The organism is Anaerosporobacter mobilis DSM 15930 (assembly GCF_900142955.1).
Lineage (GTDB): Bacteria > Bacillota > Clostridia > Lachnospirales > Lachnospiraceae > Anaerosporobacter > Anaerosporobacter mobilis.
On sequence record NZ_FRCP01000025.1, the window covers coordinates 15,607 to 32,360 of the forward strand.

At 34.7% G+C, this 16,754-nt stretch carries 15 protein-coding genes; 6 read left to right on the plus strand and 9 right to left on the minus strand.

From position 1 onward, the window contains the following. Positions 1–71: 71 nt before the first annotated feature. The 3 genes from BUB90_RS20765 to BUB90_RS20775 form a co-directional block, all read right to left on the minus strand. Positions 72–992 carry a homocysteine S-methyltransferase family protein gene (locus BUB90_RS20765; protein WP_073291087.1) on the minus strand — a complete coding sequence of 307 codons (921 nt, stop codon included), beginning with the start codon at positions 990–992 and terminating at the stop codon, positions 72–74. A gap of 139 nt (positions 993–1,131) precedes the next feature. Next, positions 1,132–1,941, minus strand: coding sequence for a polysaccharide deacetylase family protein (locus BUB90_RS20770; RefSeq protein ID WP_242952584.1), 810 nt, complete (start codon positions 1,939–1,941; stop codon positions 1,132–1,134). 153 nt (positions 1,942–2,094) lie between these two features. Next, positions 2,095–2,661 (minus strand): GNAT family N-acetyltransferase, encoded by a 567-nt coding sequence (locus tag BUB90_RS20775; protein WP_073291092.1) that lies wholly within the window; start codon positions 2,659–2,661, stop codon positions 2,095–2,097. Positions 2,662–3,116: 455 nt separating this feature from the next. Between BUB90_RS20775 and BUB90_RS20780 the strand changes: the two genes are divergently transcribed. After that, positions 3,117–4,298: a CD3324 family protein gene (locus BUB90_RS20780; protein WP_073291095.1), complete on the plus strand. Its 1,182-nt coding sequence runs from the start codon at positions 3,117–3,119 to the stop codon at positions 4,296–4,298. A gap of 298 nt (positions 4,299–4,596) precedes the next feature. Here the strand turns inward: BUB90_RS20780 and BUB90_RS20785 are convergent, their stop codons facing one another. Then, positions 4,597–5,541, minus strand: coding sequence for an NmrA family NAD(P)-binding protein (locus BUB90_RS20785; RefSeq protein WP_073291097.1), 945 nt, complete (start codon positions 5,539–5,541; stop codon positions 4,597–4,599). 149 nt (positions 5,542–5,690) lie between these two features. On the opposite strand from BUB90_RS20785, the gene BUB90_RS20790 reads away from it, so the two are divergent. The 4 genes from BUB90_RS20790 (at position 5,691) to BUB90_RS20805 (ending at position 10,396) form a co-directional block, all read left to right on the plus strand. Continuing rightward, positions 5,691–7,160 carry a PucR family transcriptional regulator gene (locus BUB90_RS20790; RefSeq protein WP_073291099.1) on the plus strand — a complete coding sequence of 490 codons (1,470 nt, stop codon included), beginning with the start codon at positions 5,691–5,693 and terminating at the stop codon, positions 7,158–7,160. Positions 7,161–7,174: 14 nt separating this feature from the next. Further along, positions 7,175–7,750, plus strand: a complete 576-nt coding sequence (locus BUB90_RS20795; protein WP_073291101.1) for a hypothetical protein — start codon at positions 7,175–7,177, stop codon at positions 7,748–7,750. Positions 7,751–7,932: 182 nt separating this feature from the next. After that, positions 7,933–8,907 carry a Gfo/Idh/MocA family protein gene (locus BUB90_RS20800; RefSeq protein WP_073291103.1) on the plus strand — a complete coding sequence of 325 codons (975 nt, stop codon included), beginning with the start codon at positions 7,933–7,935 and terminating at the stop codon, positions 8,905–8,907. Positions 8,908–9,082: 175 nt separating this feature from the next. After that, positions 9,083–10,396 (plus strand): MATE family efflux transporter, encoded by a 1,314-nt coding sequence (locus BUB90_RS20805; RefSeq protein ID WP_073291105.1) that lies wholly within the window; start codon positions 9,083–9,085, stop codon positions 10,394–10,396. On the opposite strand, the gene BUB90_RS20810 is transcribed toward BUB90_RS20805, so the two are convergent. Then, on the minus strand, positions 10,393–11,127 hold the full coding sequence (locus tag BUB90_RS20810; protein ID WP_139241830.1) for a hypothetical protein: 735 nt from the start codon (positions 11,125–11,127) through the stop codon (positions 10,393–10,395). The genes BUB90_RS20805 and BUB90_RS20810 overlap by 4 nt on opposite strands. A gap of 211 nt (positions 11,128–11,338) precedes the next feature. Between BUB90_RS20810 and BUB90_RS20815 the strand changes: the two genes are divergently transcribed. Continuing rightward, positions 11,339–12,082 (plus strand): GNAT family N-acetyltransferase, encoded by a 744-nt coding sequence (locus BUB90_RS20815; RefSeq protein WP_073291108.1) that lies wholly within the window; start codon positions 11,339–11,341, stop codon positions 12,080–12,082. A gap of 106 nt (positions 12,083–12,188) precedes the next feature. On the opposite strand, the gene BUB90_RS20820 is transcribed toward BUB90_RS20815, so the two are convergent. From BUB90_RS20820 to BUB90_RS20835, 4 genes are all read right to left on the minus strand, one after another. Beyond that, entirely contained in the window at positions 12,189–14,468 is a 2,280-nt protein-coding gene (locus BUB90_RS20820; protein WP_073291110.1) for a sensor histidine kinase, read from the minus strand. Next, the gene (locus tag BUB90_RS20825) at positions 14,443–15,138 is read right to left on the minus strand and encodes a response regulator transcription factor (protein WP_073291112.1); all 696 of its coding nucleotides are present in this window, start codon (positions 15,136–15,138) and stop codon (positions 14,443–14,445) included. The genes BUB90_RS20820 and BUB90_RS20825 overlap by 26 nt, the downstream gene beginning before the upstream one ends. Before the next feature lie 271 nt (positions 15,139–15,409). Further along, positions 15,410–15,724: a thioredoxin gene (trxA, locus tag BUB90_RS20830; protein ID WP_073291114.1), complete on the minus strand. Its 315-nt coding sequence runs from the start codon at positions 15,722–15,724 to the stop codon at positions 15,410–15,412. A 320-nt stretch (positions 15,725–16,044) separates the two neighbouring features. Further along, on the minus strand, positions 16,045–16,614 hold the full coding sequence (locus tag BUB90_RS20835; protein ID WP_084139413.1) for a GNAT family N-acetyltransferase: 570 nt from the start codon (positions 16,612–16,614) through the stop codon (positions 16,045–16,047). Positions 16,615–16,754: the final 140 nt, after the last annotated feature.

Consider the following 16,754-nt stretch of genomic DNA (forward strand, 5'->3'; position numbering starts at 1 on the left):
GTAGTATGTCTTACTATAATACTGCTTCTATATTTTTATTATTTCTGAACCCCTAGAAGATTATATCTTACTCATCTTGTTATAAGCTTAGCTACTAACTCCATATAATTGTTATCTGTTCCACAACAACCGCCAAAGATCTTTAACCCCTTATTCATCTGCAATTTTCTCATCTCGTTAGCGAACTCCTCAGGATTGCTTGTATGTAAATCTTTGGCTCCATCTAATTCTGCATAGGATAATGGTGAGGTATTTGCTTGAATTCCCAGAAATCTATTACGAACTAGCTCCTTATCGTTGCAGGGCTGTGATAATGCCTCTAATACTATAGATGGATGGACGCAATTCGTCATATAACACATTGGCTTTCGTTCCACTTGTTCATCAATCGTTCTAATAGCTTCATAAATCGATGTCCCATCAATCAAACATCCATCACGCTCTATTGTAAAACTAATGATATACGGTATATCTATTTCGGAAGCAGCTTCCGATACTCCTAATGCCTCATCAATTACTGGCATTATTCCTGCATACACAAAGTCTACTCCAGCCTCCTTGAATTTACCAATTTGCCAGCTGTGAAATTCTTTTGCTTCTATTCTAGTTAGCCTTCCTTCTCCTGTATATGCATCCCCTTTACATCCCATCAGACCACCAATATATAACTCGATTCCTGAACTGGCTTTTACTTCCTTTAATACTGCAACATTATCCCCAATTACTTGGTCATCATATTGAGATAACTCAACTCTTTCTTTATTGGCACGCCTTGTTGGTGTTGTCACTAACAAGGGTAAATTAAATTTCCTTGCAATATCTATATATTGACTCCATAATTCTATCAACACCTGCTTACCCTTATCTGAATAAACAAGACTAGCCATAGCAATCCTTTCATCAAACTCTATAGAATATTCACGCTTCAGACGTTCCCCCAAAGCTCCCTCCATTAATAACACTTTCGTTTCTTTAATTATCTCTTCCCTCATTGTCTTATTTCCCCTCAATTATTATGTAGTTCCTATATTACCATCTTATGGTCATGCAAACAAGAATTAGTAAAAAATTACCGAAAGAGAAAACCGTAAAGGAACATGAATACTATCCACCTCCCATTACGGTTTTATTCTATGAATCAATTTCTGATAACGCCTTAAATGTATACCCCATCTCTTCCCATTTAGTTAATAGTTCATCTAAAATCTCTCCATTGGTCTTTGAGGTGCTATGTAATAACACAATGGCACCGGAGTGGATTCTCTTTAATAATTTATTAAATGCTTCTTCCTTCGTAGGCTGAGCATCCACATTCCAATCTACATATGCTAAACTCCAAAAGAAGGTCTTGTATCCCATCTCTTTTGCCATCTGCAGATTACTTACACTGTATTTTCCTTGTGGTGGACGATAGAATTTAGCTAACTTTTGACCAGTTATTTCTTCATATAATTTCTCTACATCAACCATCTCTTTCTCAAATACCGATTTGTCAGAGATTGCTCCCATGTCCCTATGATGATAGGTATGATTTCCAACCGTGTGGCCTTCTGCTACCATACGTTTCACTATATCCGGAGCCGTCTCAAGAAAATGTCCTACCACAAAGAAGGTTGCTGAAACATTGTGTTTCTTTAAAGCATCAAGAATTGGCGCTGTGTTGCCATTCTCATATCCACAGTCAAATGTAAGATAGATTACTTTCTCTGCATTATTACCCATAAAATATGTATCGTATTTCTTCAATTCATCTGTAGATGCATTGCCTGTCGGTGGTTGACCTTCCGTTGAGAATCCTAGTCCCCAGTTCTCACTTCCAGCTTGAACGGATTGATGTTTACTGCTCCATGTACTAACAACTTTTCCTGCACCTGCTCCTACAAAATACAGCGCAACATAAACAATAGCAAGCACAATAAGAGGTTTATAATTTCTCTTCACACCAAAAACCATGCCCTTTCCATAGTAGTGTCAAACATCTTTCACACTACTATCTATAAAATGTCTTTTTATAAATATATTAAATTCTTCTGCGAATATACTTATATATGCAAATTAATTTATTATATGACAAGTTATTGGTGTTCATCAAACCTACAATCCTATATGTAAATAATAATCCTCACGAAGTAATCCATACCAGGCAGCATCACAAATCCCCTGATTGTTATAATCGGATTGATGTAATGTTCCTTCATACAATAACCCACACTTTTCCATAACCTTACCAGAGTAAATATTCCTTGGATCATACCTAGATTCAATTCGATTCACTTTCACTTCGTCCATAAAGAATCGAATCACCTCACCGAAAGCCTCCGAAGTTATTCCCCTATTCCACCATTGTCTACCTAGACAATATCCAATATGCACAGATTCTACGTTCTCATCTAATCGAACTGCTCCTATACCGCCTATTACTTGCCCTATCTCCTTTAGTTCAATTCCCCAATTATAATTATTTAACTTTTCATACCCATGAATTAATGAATCGATATACATTCTAGAAATTTCAGCGGACTTATGTGCAGGCCACATTAGGTATCTTGTGACCTCTTCATCTTTCGACCAATTTTCATACATTGCGTTCACATCATCTTCTCTAAACTGACGTAATCGTAGTCTGCTTGTCTCTAGTGTTTTCGTCCCCATATGATCCATATACTTTCTCCTTTACCTGAATGAATGAGCGCCGGTATTCCCTGCAATTCCTTTCGCCCTCGTTATTTCTATCCTACCTTATAACCCAAATCATAATAGTTTTTTTCATTATGATTATACCATTTATTAACAATAAATAACATCTTGATTTTCGTATCTTTCTATGATCTGTTATATACTTATTAACTGAGCATCAAAAGCCCTTTTATGTTTTGAATCGTCAATTCGCCAATTTATATATCAGTATGTGATGCAAAACATTAGTCCGGTTTGTGAATGTGCAAGTTGACGAAGGCAAGTTTTTTGAATGGGTTTTACACGCGAATCAGTTATTAAGCCAAATTATACTTGAGTTCTCCTCGCCTTTCGCTTATATTTAAGGCAGAATCAAACATAGTCACCCGTTACTTAGGCATCTATGATACGATATTTTTGAATGCAAGAGAGGATAGCTTATGAGATATATCAATGGTCAAGATTTGATACCTAGAGAATTATTAGATCTTCTTCAAGACTATGTACAAGGAGCGTATGTCTATATTCCCAAACGTGAAGACACGAAAAGACGCTGGGGCGAGCAAACGAATTATGTTATGGAATTAAAACATAGAAACAAGCTGATTTATCGAAAATATCTTGAAGGTGTTTCTACGTCCAACTTAATCTCGATCTTTCACTTATCTTCTTCTAGTATTCGTCGAATTATATTACAAGAAAGAAGGACGTGTGATTTTATGAATAAACAAATCCCCCAATTACTTACTAACTGGAATATCTCGGGTGAAATTTCGCAGATTTATTCAACTGCTTGGGATATCTCTAACCAATATGTTCTTAAAATCTATGAAGATCTAGGATTACTAAAACGTAATATTACCATGTTACACGCACTACATGATTCAAGTATTCCTGTTGCAAGAATTATCCCTTTATCCGATGGTAGAGATTATTTGGAGTACCATGAGTCCTATTACATTCTAATGGATAAGTTACCTGGTAAGAATCTAGTCAACATATCGCAAAAGCCTGCGGAACTTTCCTATCAGATGGGTACCGTACTTGGTAGATTACATCTTGCTTTTCAAAGATGTGAAAATCGAATTACATTTTGGAATAACAGCCTTTTAGATGAGTTAAATGGTTGGATACAAGAATCCTTCCTAAGTAATGGTTGGAATTACATATCTAAGGAAGACTTTGACGATACGGTTCATACTCTAAGCCAGTTATACGATGAATTACCAAAACAATTAATACACCGCGATGTACACTTTGGGAATTTCTTATTTGACCAAGGAATATTTTCTGGATATATTGACTTTGACTTGAGTCAGAGAAACATTAGAATCTTTGATGTCGCATACTTTTTATTAGGGCTTTTAGCCGATAAGGAATTCAATAAGCTTTCTGAACAGAACTGGCTTATTATCGTACACGAAACAATTCGTGGTTATGAAGAATATATATCATTGCAAGACTGTGAAAAGAATGCATTCGTGACGGTTATGAAATGCATTGAATTATTATTTGTTGCATATTTTACAAACGAAAAAGATGCGGCTAATTCCAAGAATGCAGCTGATATCTTTAATTTTGTCAAGACACATCATGAAATGATACTAAACCATTGTAAATAAATATTAAGGTATTCGGGTTTCAAAAGCCTCTCGTAAAACTTGCCTTTGTCAATTTGCACATATAAAACATGACTAATGTTATGCCTAACGTAGTTCGATGAGCAACGGTATGAAGTCGTTGGCACTTAGACTCTGTATTTTAGTGGCTTATGTACCACTACGAACTTCAGCGGAGTGAGCGCGCGTTGCGAGTGAACTACGTTTGGTATAACATATCACACATCTTGTGCAAATTGACGAGACAAAATTTAAAATTAGCTTTTGACACCTGAATCAGTTTTTAATTATACAGTTTTAATTATTCAGTTGATGTTCTATTTCCAATTTTATGGCTTTCAATATTCTCAAATATTTCATTAACAGACATTGGTTTTCTACCTGTTAATGTTTCGAAATCATTTGTGCAGTTGTTCATCTGTTCAAGACGAATTGCTCGTCCAAAAGTAACCATACCGTCTGAACAGAATGGGAAATTCTTAGCAGCTTCTGCCCATTTTCCTTCTGTATTACGCGGTACACCAAGAGAGTCAAAGAATGCATACATCTCATCGTCTGTTATACTATTGTAAGCTACCTTTCTCCCAGTTGTATCACTAGCAATTTGAAGAAATTCTGAAATAGTAAGTGCTTGTGGTCCACTAATATAGTATATGACATTGTTATCACCAGCACCCGCTGCCACATTAGCAGCCGCTTCTGCACAATCGTCTCTTGATATAAATGCCATATGACCTTCACCCATATTATTGGATAACACACCATTTGTATTATTGTACGCCTCTTCAAACGCCGAAACCATTGCTTCTGCATATTGTGAATCTCTTAAAAATACGTAATTGATGTCCTGTTCTTTTATATATGCTTCTGTATATTTGTGGTCAGTTACCTCATAAGTATCACATTCTTCAACACCAGCACCAACGATAGAAGTATAGATTAGTCGTTTAACACCACAAGCCACCGCCGCATCAACTGCGTTCTTATGTGCAGTTTTTCTTCTCTCTCCGACGAATGGCATAGATATTAATAATAATGTATCCCCTCCTTGAAATGCTTCTTTTAACTGTTCTAGATCACTAAAATCTGCATATCGAAGCTCTACACCTGTATTCTCATAAGCCTTTAATTTTTCCTTGTTTGGACTTGTGAATATCAACTTATCTGCAGGTACTAATTCTAATATTCTTCTTGCTGCATAACCACCAAAGTTACCATCCACACCTGTCATTATTATTTTGCCCATATCTGTTTCTCCTTTCGCATTCCCTTTTTATTAAGTATGTTATTAATTTAACATAAGTAGTTTTTAAAAAAAACCATCAAAGAGTTTGATTTTATACTCGTATATACGACAAAATGTGGTATAATCAATCTATAGAAAGGTGGCTATTTATGAAAGTAACGTATAGTGATCTCTTAGTATCTGATAAGTTATTTAACTTGGATATTCCTGTGGATGAATTACTAGATATACAATATATAACCGCAAACACAAGTACAACAAACAACCCGTATGAACTTATCTTAAGTAAATGTATGGGGCAGTATATTTTGAGCAATCCGTTATCTACCACCACGAAAAAACCTAGTTTCTCTTCTACACTCTCGATTAGTGAAATACTTCTATTATTGAATCAAAGGCTTTTGTATCTTCAACATTGGTGTAGTACATTGCAACAATTTGTACTAGAAGAAAAATCCCTACATGAATTGTTCTATCTTGGTTATGAGGAAATCAAACATCCTCTTATCCTTTTTGATCAGACGTTTAAAATCGTCGAGACAAATGGTACAGAACCTCATCAAATTGAGCAATCTTATAGACCAGAAGATATATGGAGTAGTACGAAAGAACACGGTTACATTAGTAAAATATCAAAGGAAGATTTCACAACCTATCAAGAACTAGAAAAAACAAATTCAACCAATTGGTATTATCATTCAGCTTCTCCAAAACATTATCCTTCCTTTTTGGTCTATAAAATCAAAATAAACAAAGATATAGGTTTTTACTTACATGTTATGGATCCTACTGGTGAGCTAGAGACTCTGCGTCCATTTATAATAAGCGAATTTGTTAAGTTTCTAACCTTATGGTTAAAAAGCTCAGCTTTTCTAAAAGAGCATTATACAAATCCTCTACTTTCTAACTTATTGAATAGTACTGTTACTAGAGATGAGTTAATCCACCGAGCTAACTATCTGAATTGGGATTTATCATTGAAACATAGTATTTGTGTTGTCAGTTCTTCCAACTATCACATTTCCTATAAACAAGAAAAATTTCTTATTTCTGCCTTCAAACAAGCTGGGATTTTCTTCTCCCATGTAACCTATGAAAACCACTTTCTTGTTTTATTACATTCGCAAGACTTAAATTATTTGAATCAATCCATTTTTCCAAAATTATTGAGTTATCTTGAAGATAATAGTTTAAGAATTGGAATAAGTGATGAATTAGAGAATCTATTAGCATTAAAGAAGTATTACACCCAAGCTCGCAAGGCTTGCTATTATGCTCTATACAATGACAAGCAACTAATTGTTCCTTATGACTCCATAAAATTATATACATTTTACGAGTGCATGAAAGATTTTGAAAAAGAGCAGGGATTTATACCAAAGTATATTCAAACAATAATTGAATATGATAATATACATAAGACTAGCTATCTGAATACTCTTTTCATTTACTTTAAAGAAAATAAACAACAAACGTTAGTTGCCAATATTCTTAATATCAATCGTAGTACCCTTTTACATCGACTATCGCGAATTAAAGAATTATTTCATATCGACCTTGATTGTAACGAGGTTCAGATTACGGTTTTACTTACACAGATAATACGTACAAACTACTAAGCTAAGGAGGCTCTATGCTCGATTTATTCTCATACTTTATTATTCCTGTTTACACAATCTTATTAGCTAGGCAAGATAGCCTTTTTGATTCGAATCTATCCACTATTAGTTCAGATATTGCGCACAAAGATGCCTTTATGCTATGGGCTTTTATGATTGTAGCCTTTATCTATCTGGTTCTTAGCAAGGTGATTTCTAATCATAAATTACGTTATAAGAAACTAGATAATATCCTGGTAGTCGCTTCCTGTGTGCTCTTATTGTTATCAGCTACAACTCCGTTCCTTCCTGATATATATCCAGTAAAAGCAGACTTACATGTAGTGTTCGCATTCACCTCTTCAGTCGTTTTGCTTCTAGCTTTTTTACTAATTACTTGGGAACTACGTAGTCTTGATAAAAAACAGTACAATATATACTTTATATTAGTCATTCTAATAGGTCTCGTATCCTCCATTCTTTTTGTCTCCTTCGGAATGGTTACAGGATTCTTAGAAGTATTCATAACGATAACAGGTACAGTCATGGCGAAAACCTTATATGAACGTTCTAAAAAAGTAGCAAGTTGTTCTGTAGAAGTACAATTATAACTAAATTATATGTGCTCTTTGCTGTTAAGGCATGGTCTGAATATTGTTTCCTCTCTTCTTAAGTGATATACTAAAACCATCTAGCTTAGGAGGATACGAATATGAAAGATGGGATGCGTAGTCAAGTGATTCTACTTATATCAGCATAAGAAATAATATAAGAAACAAAGGAGGATTTCATTATGAAAGAATATCGTTGGGCTTCATTAGGCTGTGGAGTAATTGCAAATGAACTTGCTATGGCAATGCAAAAACAAGGCCGAACTCTATATGCTGTGGGTAACCGAACACATGAGAAGGCCGTAGAATTTGCTAATAAATATGGTATTACTAAAGTATACGATGACATTCATGAGATGTTTTACGATGACGAAGTAGATATCATCTACATCTCAACACCTCACAATACCCACATCACATATTTGCTTGAAGCATTAAAAAACGGAAAACATGTATTATGTGAAAAATCAATTACTCTGAATGCAGATGAACTAAACCTAGCAGTGGAATTAGCAAAACAACATAACGTAGTACTAGCGGAAGCAATGACCATCTACCATATGCCACTCTACAAAAAACTCTATGACATTGTAAGTAGTAATTCCTTAGGCCCATTACGCTTTATCCAGATGAACTTCGGAAGCTATAAAGAATACGATATGACAAACCGATTTTTTAATCGTAATCTAGCTGGTGGTTCCTTGTTAGATATCGGCGTATATGCTCTATCTTTTGTGAGATGGTTTATGTCAGAAAAACCAGATCAAATTGTATCTCAAGTAAGATTCGCACCTACTGGTGTAGACGAACAAGCAGGTATCCTATTAATGAATCCCAAACAAGAGATGGCTACGGTTTCTTTAAGCCTTCATGCGAAACAACCTAAACGAGGAATGGTTGCATTTGATAAGGGATTTATCGAAATCTATGAATACCCAAGAGCTAAAAAGGCTGTTATCACCTATACAGAAGATAACCACCAAGAGATTATTGAGATTGGAAAGACGAGGGATGCACTATCTTATGAAATTATAGACATGGAGAAAACCATTTCCAAGGAATCCGATGAGATGCACTTAGATTATACGATAGATGTTATGGATATCATGACCACCATAAGAAACGATTGGAATATGAAATATCCTGAAGAAGAATAAATCATTCTGTTGACATTATACGTCGTATTGTGCTAGAATATCGTAAAATAATTGAATATATCACTGACTTATCCTCTATCGCCGGATAGAGGAATAAAGCGTCAGACTTCATATCGTAGGCCCGTGAAGATATGAAGTTTGGCGCTTTTATTTTATGTATGGAGGTTTGGTTTCTATGAATAATGCAAAATGCTTTAAAGAATTTGCGAAATACACATCACTGAATGTGCTTGGAATGATTGGTTTGTCCTGTTATATCTTAGCGGACACCTTTTTCGTCTCAAAAGGACTTGGTGCAAATGGTTTAACTGCGCTAAATCTTGCAATTCCTATCTACAGTTTTATTAACGGTAGTGGCTTAATGCTTGGAATGGGTGGTGCTACAAAGTACTCTATTCTAAAAAGCCAAGATAAGACGAGGGACGCAAATCGAGCATTCACAAATACTGTTTTGTTTACACTTGGATTAGCTCTTGTCTTCTTCGCAATTGGTGTATTCCTCTCTGGCGCAATTACAAGATTGTTAGGTGCAGATGATATTGTTTATCAAATGAGTAAGACTTATCTTCAGGTAATCCTGTTGTTTGCTCCGATGTTTATGCTCAATAATGTACTTCTATGCTTCGTTAGAAATGATGGAGCACCACAGCTTTCCATGTTAGCAATGATTGGTGGAAGTTTATCTAATATTATACTGGATTATATCTTTATCTTCCCATGTAATATGGGGATTTTCGGAGCCGTTTTAGCAACCGGACTTGCTCCAATAATCAGTATGCTTATTCTTTCTCCATATTTCCTTAAAAAGAGAAACCAGTTTCAGCTTATCAGATGCAGCATATCATGGAAATTAATTAGCAATATTGTATCAACTGGCTTGCCATCATTGATTACAGAGGTATCTTCGGGTATTGTAATTATTGTGTTCAACAAGATTATATTGGGATTACAAGGGAATACTGGTGTTGCCGCATACGGTGTCATCGCCAATCTATCTCTTGTAGTAATCTCTATATATACTGGAGTTGCGCAAGGTATTCAGCCTATCCTAAGCAAAAACTACGGTACTGGAAACAAAAAGGATATAAAACAGATTCTACGCTATTCTTTAGTAACCGTGTTAGCTGTCTCGGGAATCGTTTACAGCAGTGTATTCTTCGGAGCAGATTTTATCGCTAGTATCTTTAATAGTGAACAAAATGCACTGTTACAAAGTATCGCTGTTACAGGTTTAAAGATTTACTTTATTGCTTGTGTATTTGCTGGGTTTAATATTATTCTATCCGTTTATTTTACATCAACCGAGCATGCACGTCCCGCACATATAATTTCCCTACTACGTGGATTTATAGTAATTATTCCAATGGCTTTCTTACTCTCTTCCATAGGTGGTATGATTGGGGTTTGGTTCACGTTTCCTACAACGGAATTAATCGTTGCCATTATAGGACTTACCCTGTATCTCTTGTCTAGGAGGAAAGTAAACTAGTGCAATGCCAGTTGAACTAACTGCAGAGATCTCTTTGCTTCTTTTACAAATATAGGATCTGACGTTAACCCATTCTTTTGTTTGGCATATTCTTCAAGAATATTCTTCGTCTCATCGCTTGGAAACGCCGACAAACATAAGATACATTTCCACACGATAATATCATCCTGATGATACCTTTGCATTGTAGAATATATAATATTCTGATTCACCTCACTAGATAATTCCTTATGGTAAAATGCCATAAATCCTATAGCATCTAACACCTCTCTAATCTTAATGATATCCTGTGTTTCTAAAACATTAAGCAATGTTTTAAATATAGAACTATCCATCTTACCAAGAGATCTGGCAACAATATCTCTTGGTAATGGATAGGACTTCTTAGCAGATACCTTATCAGGTAATTTTATGTACTGGTTTTGACCGATTGTCCCTAGGTATAGGATCATTCTGGCTGCCGTCGATTGATCACCTCGCTCAAGAGTTTCACATATCGCAATCTTGGTGTAAAGACACTTCTCCTTTGCAAGTTGCTTTAGCAATTCATCTACTACTTGATTATCTAAAGCGGATAAGTTATATGCTGCTATGGTTCTCTCACAGGGACTTGTTCCATGTAACATAGTAAGCAAGATGCTGACTTTTGCACCTGCATATTCTCTAATTTGATCTTTCGTTACATAACCTCTCTTTTTCAAATCTTGTTCACTACTTTTTATGTCAGCCACCTACTTTCTTCAACTAGACTATTTCACTTTAATTCATTTTACACTTTCTTATATTCAAATACCAGAAAAACAAAAAGAAGCCGCTTATCTACGCTAATAGTTAGCCAAAGGAGTTTTATTAAAAAACATTATAAAACATGACATATATTGTCAAGGTTTGTTTGCTATAATTAGTTATAAAAGGTGAATTCCTTTGAAAAGGAGAGTACAAATGAGTGAACAATTTATAAATCTAACGCTTGATAATTTAGAACATGAACATTTATGTTGCGCGATTGCCGATAAGAAACACCAATGTGGTGTAGCCACGAAAAAACAATGGTTAAAAGACCGCCTTGTAGAGGGACACGTTTTTAGAAAACTTGACGTTAAAGGGAAAGTTTTCATAGAATACGCCCCTTTAGAAACAGCATGGGTACCTGTATGTGGAGAGAATTTCTTATATATTTATTGTCTTTGGGTATCAGGATCATATAAGGGAAAAGGATATGGCAAATCACTTCTTGAATACTGTATAAATGACGCTAAGGCACAAGGGAAATCCGGTGTTTGCGTCCTTAGCTCTAAAAAGAAAAAGCCATTTTTAACTGAGAAAAAACTTATGACCAAGTTTGGATTTCAAGTAGTAGATACTCTTAGCGATGAATACGAACTCCTTAGCTTGTCATTCAATGGGGAGAATCCTTCTTTTAATGATACTGTAAGACAAATGCGTATAAACCAAAAGGAATTGACTATTTTCTACGGAATGCAATGCCCTTTTATCCCGAATTGCATTGAACAGGTAAAAACGTATTGTGACAACAACCGTATTCCATTAAATCTAATTGCAATAGACAGTTTGCAAAAGGCGAAAGAATTACCTTGTATCTTCAATAATTGGGCTGTTTTTTATAACGGAAAATTTGAAACAGTACACTTATTAAACGAGAGCTACCTAAAAAAAATAGTATAAAAAAAACGCCGATAACCTGCAAAAACAGATTGTTTATGCGTATTATCGGCGTTTTCCTTATCCCTGCTCCGTACCAATTCATGATTGACTAAGACAGATTTTTCTACTATTTTTTATTCTCGAAGGTTATAATCGCCTTGAATAGATCTCCATCAATGACAATCTCAAACCTTCCACCTTGAAGTTCCACTAAGCTCTTCACAATTGCTAGCCCTAGTCCAGAACCTTCTGAGTTTCTTGATTTATCACCTCTTACAAATCGTTCTGTAATTTCACTTGTGTCAAAGTCTAATTCTTCTTTTGACATGTTCTTTACTTCGATTTGTGTTACCGATTCAGCTGCTATAACATCTACATACGCTTTCCTATTTGGCATCGCATATTTTACTAGGTTTCCAAACAGATTTTCAAATATACGATAGCTCTTTTGTCCATCTAACTCTAGGTATATCTTCTCTTCATTGGAACGAATACAGACTTCAATACCTACTCCCTCTAACTTTTCTGAAAGTTCAAGTTCTGCTTGTTTTATTAAAGATAGTACATCAACCGTTGCCAAATTCACCTCCATGTTACCACTATTTGCTTTACTTACTTCAAACAAATCTTCAATTAAATGTTTTAGTCGTTGCGATTTCTTATCCAATGTCTCAATATACGATTTTCTCTCTTCTTCCGTAATTTCTTCATTCTTTAATAAATCCACGTAAGTTATAATTGCTGTTAGTGGCGTCTTTAGATCATGTGATACATTCGTAATCAATTCTGTTTTCATATTCTGGCTCTTCAACTCTTCTTCAACAGCTTTCTTAAAACCACCTTGAATCCTTGTTAAATTTGTCTTCATTGGTTCGAATACACCTAAATCACGCTCTTCTGTTACGTTCAGATTTCCTTTTGCCAACGAATCTGTGATCTCCATGATACTGTCATAATCATCTTTTAATTTCTGCGATTTCTTCTGTAAAAAGAAGAACATAGCAATCGTATATACTATTAGACCTGCGATTCCAAAGAACCAGATACTACAGAATATAGTAAGAATGATGAAATTAAGAGCTAGTATCTTAAACAGGAATTTGTTTGCCGTATCATCTACATTAATCTCTGTAATCTTATTAATGAAGTTCTTTACTTTCCTTAGACACCAGTTGATCATTCTAATAATTAACACATTCTCTTTGCAATATCTTCTGAATCCTTTTACGAAAAGTTGCTTAATTGATAATGTAATAATTACTACTACACCAAAGATAGTAGTCCAGGCTCCAATATGAAGGAATGGTACTAAGTTATCAGGAAATCCGATGCTAATTAAATATTCTGCAAGTTTACCAGTATGTGTAAGATATATAATTTCAGACATACTAATAACAAACGCACCATCTAGAACTCCTGCTACCACTAATAATTCAACTGGAATCTTTGACGTTATTCCTGTACCGACTTTACATAGTTTTTTACTTGATAGTACTAAAGCTATAAACATTATGATAAACGTAGCACCAAGTACTACAAATGGGAATCCTGAATTCTCATAAAAGGAATGTCTATTTGATATATTTTGTTGCCAATAGATTGAGTCATATGCTTCCAATACTTTTGGTACTGCATAGTAAAATGTAGTATCTTTGATTGGATTAATTGAATAGGAAGCATTCCAGTACGAATCGTCGAACTGCATAGCAAAATCACTCAAACGTTGCACTATATCTGTCTCATTCACATTGTAAGCATCTTTTACACTAATTTTTCCTTGTTTATCAAATACTATTGTTACGTAGAAATCATACTCATGTTTCGTTTTCTCATCAAACGTCCAATCATATGAAGTAACTACTTTTCCTGTCTTATTATCTACAACTTGATACTTAAGATTGTGGTTTCTATCAACGGTTTCATCCTGCATTCCGTAAAGCGTATTATTAAAATCACTTATCATGTATTCAGTGGAATAAAAATCTACATCATGTATCTGACCATCGTTATCTTCCTTATAATCTGAATCATCGATAACTACCGTTTGATTTTGCGTTCTTTCTTCTGCATATGCAGTTTGCTCTACCTCAGCGCTTACATCTTCACTCGCAGAATTTTTGCTCTCTTGATTATCTTTCGATAGTTCTTCATCTTCAATATTCAGATAGACATCCGATGGTTTTAAATCCTTGCCTACCCTTTCTTCGGCTACAGTCATATAAAGTGAATATGCATTTCTATGCAGATAATCATTAAACCAATATCCCTCATAAGGACTTTCATTTGTATTGTCTACTACATCCCAAAAATGATTATACGTAGTTACTACAACTCCAGCCATAATAACTACTACAAATGTTAAAATAATACTTCCTATAATCCTACTGCTTTTCGATTTTATATCCAATTCCCCATACCACCTTTAAATATTTTGGTTCCCTCGGGTTAATCTCAATTTTTTCACGAATCTTTCTTATATGAACCATGATGGTATCTGTTGTAATAGCCTTTTCATTCCATACACGTTCATAAATCTCATCTGGTGAAAAAACTCTCCCTGGGCTTTTTATTAATAACTGCAAGATTTTAAATTCCAGTGGAGTTAACTTTACAGGATTTCCATCCACCCTTACTTCCACCGTATCCTCGTCTAATTCAAGACCTCCAATTGTATGCACATTGCTTTTAGGTACATCTTCCACTACTTTAAGATATTTGGCATATCTTCTTAATTGGGAATTCACCCTCGCTAATAATTCCATTGGTACGAATGGTTTCGTCACGTAATCATCTGCACCAATATTAAGTCCTGTAACTTTATCCATATCTTCTGACTTAGCAGATAGCATGATAACTGGGAAATCAAACTTCTCCCTTAACTTCATCGTCATCGTAATTCCGTCCATCTTTGGCATCATAATATCTACTATTGCTAGATGTATAGTCTCACGCTCTAATACCTCTAATCCTTCAAATCCGTTTGAAGCTCCAAAAACCTTGTATCCCTGATTTCTTAGATATATACTAATTCCCTCTAATATCTCTTTATCATCTTCAACAACTAATATCTGATACATACTATTTCACATACTCCTTCCACGCATATCTTCTTCCTTATATGTTAGTATAGTATGAATCAATATACAAGGACCTTCCGACATAAATTATATGGATCACTATGTTTTTCACCTCCCTATTATTAAACTCCCCTGTGATGTTATCCATAATAACCTTTAAATCTAAATATCAAACGGTAAGATATCTTAAGAAATTCTAAAGAAATAGCCATAAAAAAGGCAATCTCATAAGATTTCTCTCAAAAGATTGCCTTCTACTTATATATATCTCTTATAATTGTTGTTCGATCTTAGCTTTAATTCCTGCCTTTGGTGTAACTCCTACTAATTTGTCAACAACTTCACCGTTCTTAAACACTAACATTGTTGGAACGGATTGAATTCCATATTCATTTGCTAATTCTAAACTTTCATCAATGTCTACTTTGTAAAATCCAGCTTGATCACCTAGTTCATTACCCAGTTCCTCGAATATCGGTGCTAACATCTTACATGGTCCACACCAAGTTGCGAAGAAATCAACGATAGCAACCCCTTCCTTTTTTACTTTATCATTAAAATCATTTATAGTTAGAACTTTAGCCATACTAATTACCTCCATTATATTTATATATTTGTTTCTTTTTGTTTTTGTCTATATCTGTATTCTATACTGTTTTTATTAATACTTCTGTGACTATGTCACAGAAGTATTAATATGGCATTTTGCTTTCTGAAAGAACCGTTATTGGTCCTTCTTTGTTTACACGAAACATAATCTGCGCTAATTGTTCTAATGTTAGCTTATGTCCATTTTCCAACCAATAGATTATTAGCTACTATATCAATTATATGGTAAAAGGTTGCCGCACTAGTTTATCAAAAGAAACACTTGATAATAAACTACGTATGACAACCTTCTTATTATTACCACTCTTTACGACATAAACCATATCTCTCTCTCGTCATCTCATAATCAACACTCGATTGCATCTGGCCTAACTGATCTTCCCAGGCGTCTTCATTAACTCGTACCTTCATAAATCCGATTTCTTCATATACATGTCTAGCACGTTCATTCTTTAGATTGGTATCTAGTACAATTTTATCGATCGGAACTGCATAATTAAGCACTTCATTCGTAAATAAAAAGTCAATTAACAGCTCGATAAATTTCTTTCCTAACCCTTGATTTTGATAAGACACATCGCAGATTTTAATCCCAATCTCTGCATAACGGTTTCCAATACTATAACTCATCTCACCCATAGGTATACTAGAAACTTCGATGATACATATCTGCGAAAGTCTACGTTCATTGCTTTTAATTTGCTCAATCGTCTCTTCTAAACTCTGGTTCAAACCATTAGGAAATCCCGCATGTTCCATCACTGTTCCATCGTTCCACCAAGTTGTTAATTGTTCTGCATCTGTAACTTCTGCGCTTCTTATTGTAAGATTGTTTTGTCGTATTCGAATCTTTCTTTGTTCGTTCATATAGAGGCCTCCAATATTATGATTGGGAAAATTATTCTACCCATTCCCTCCCCACACGTTATATATGGAAATTATTTTTCTATATATTATTTCATTATGATGTGATAAACTGTACGAAACTATCCTCTATATAATTCCGT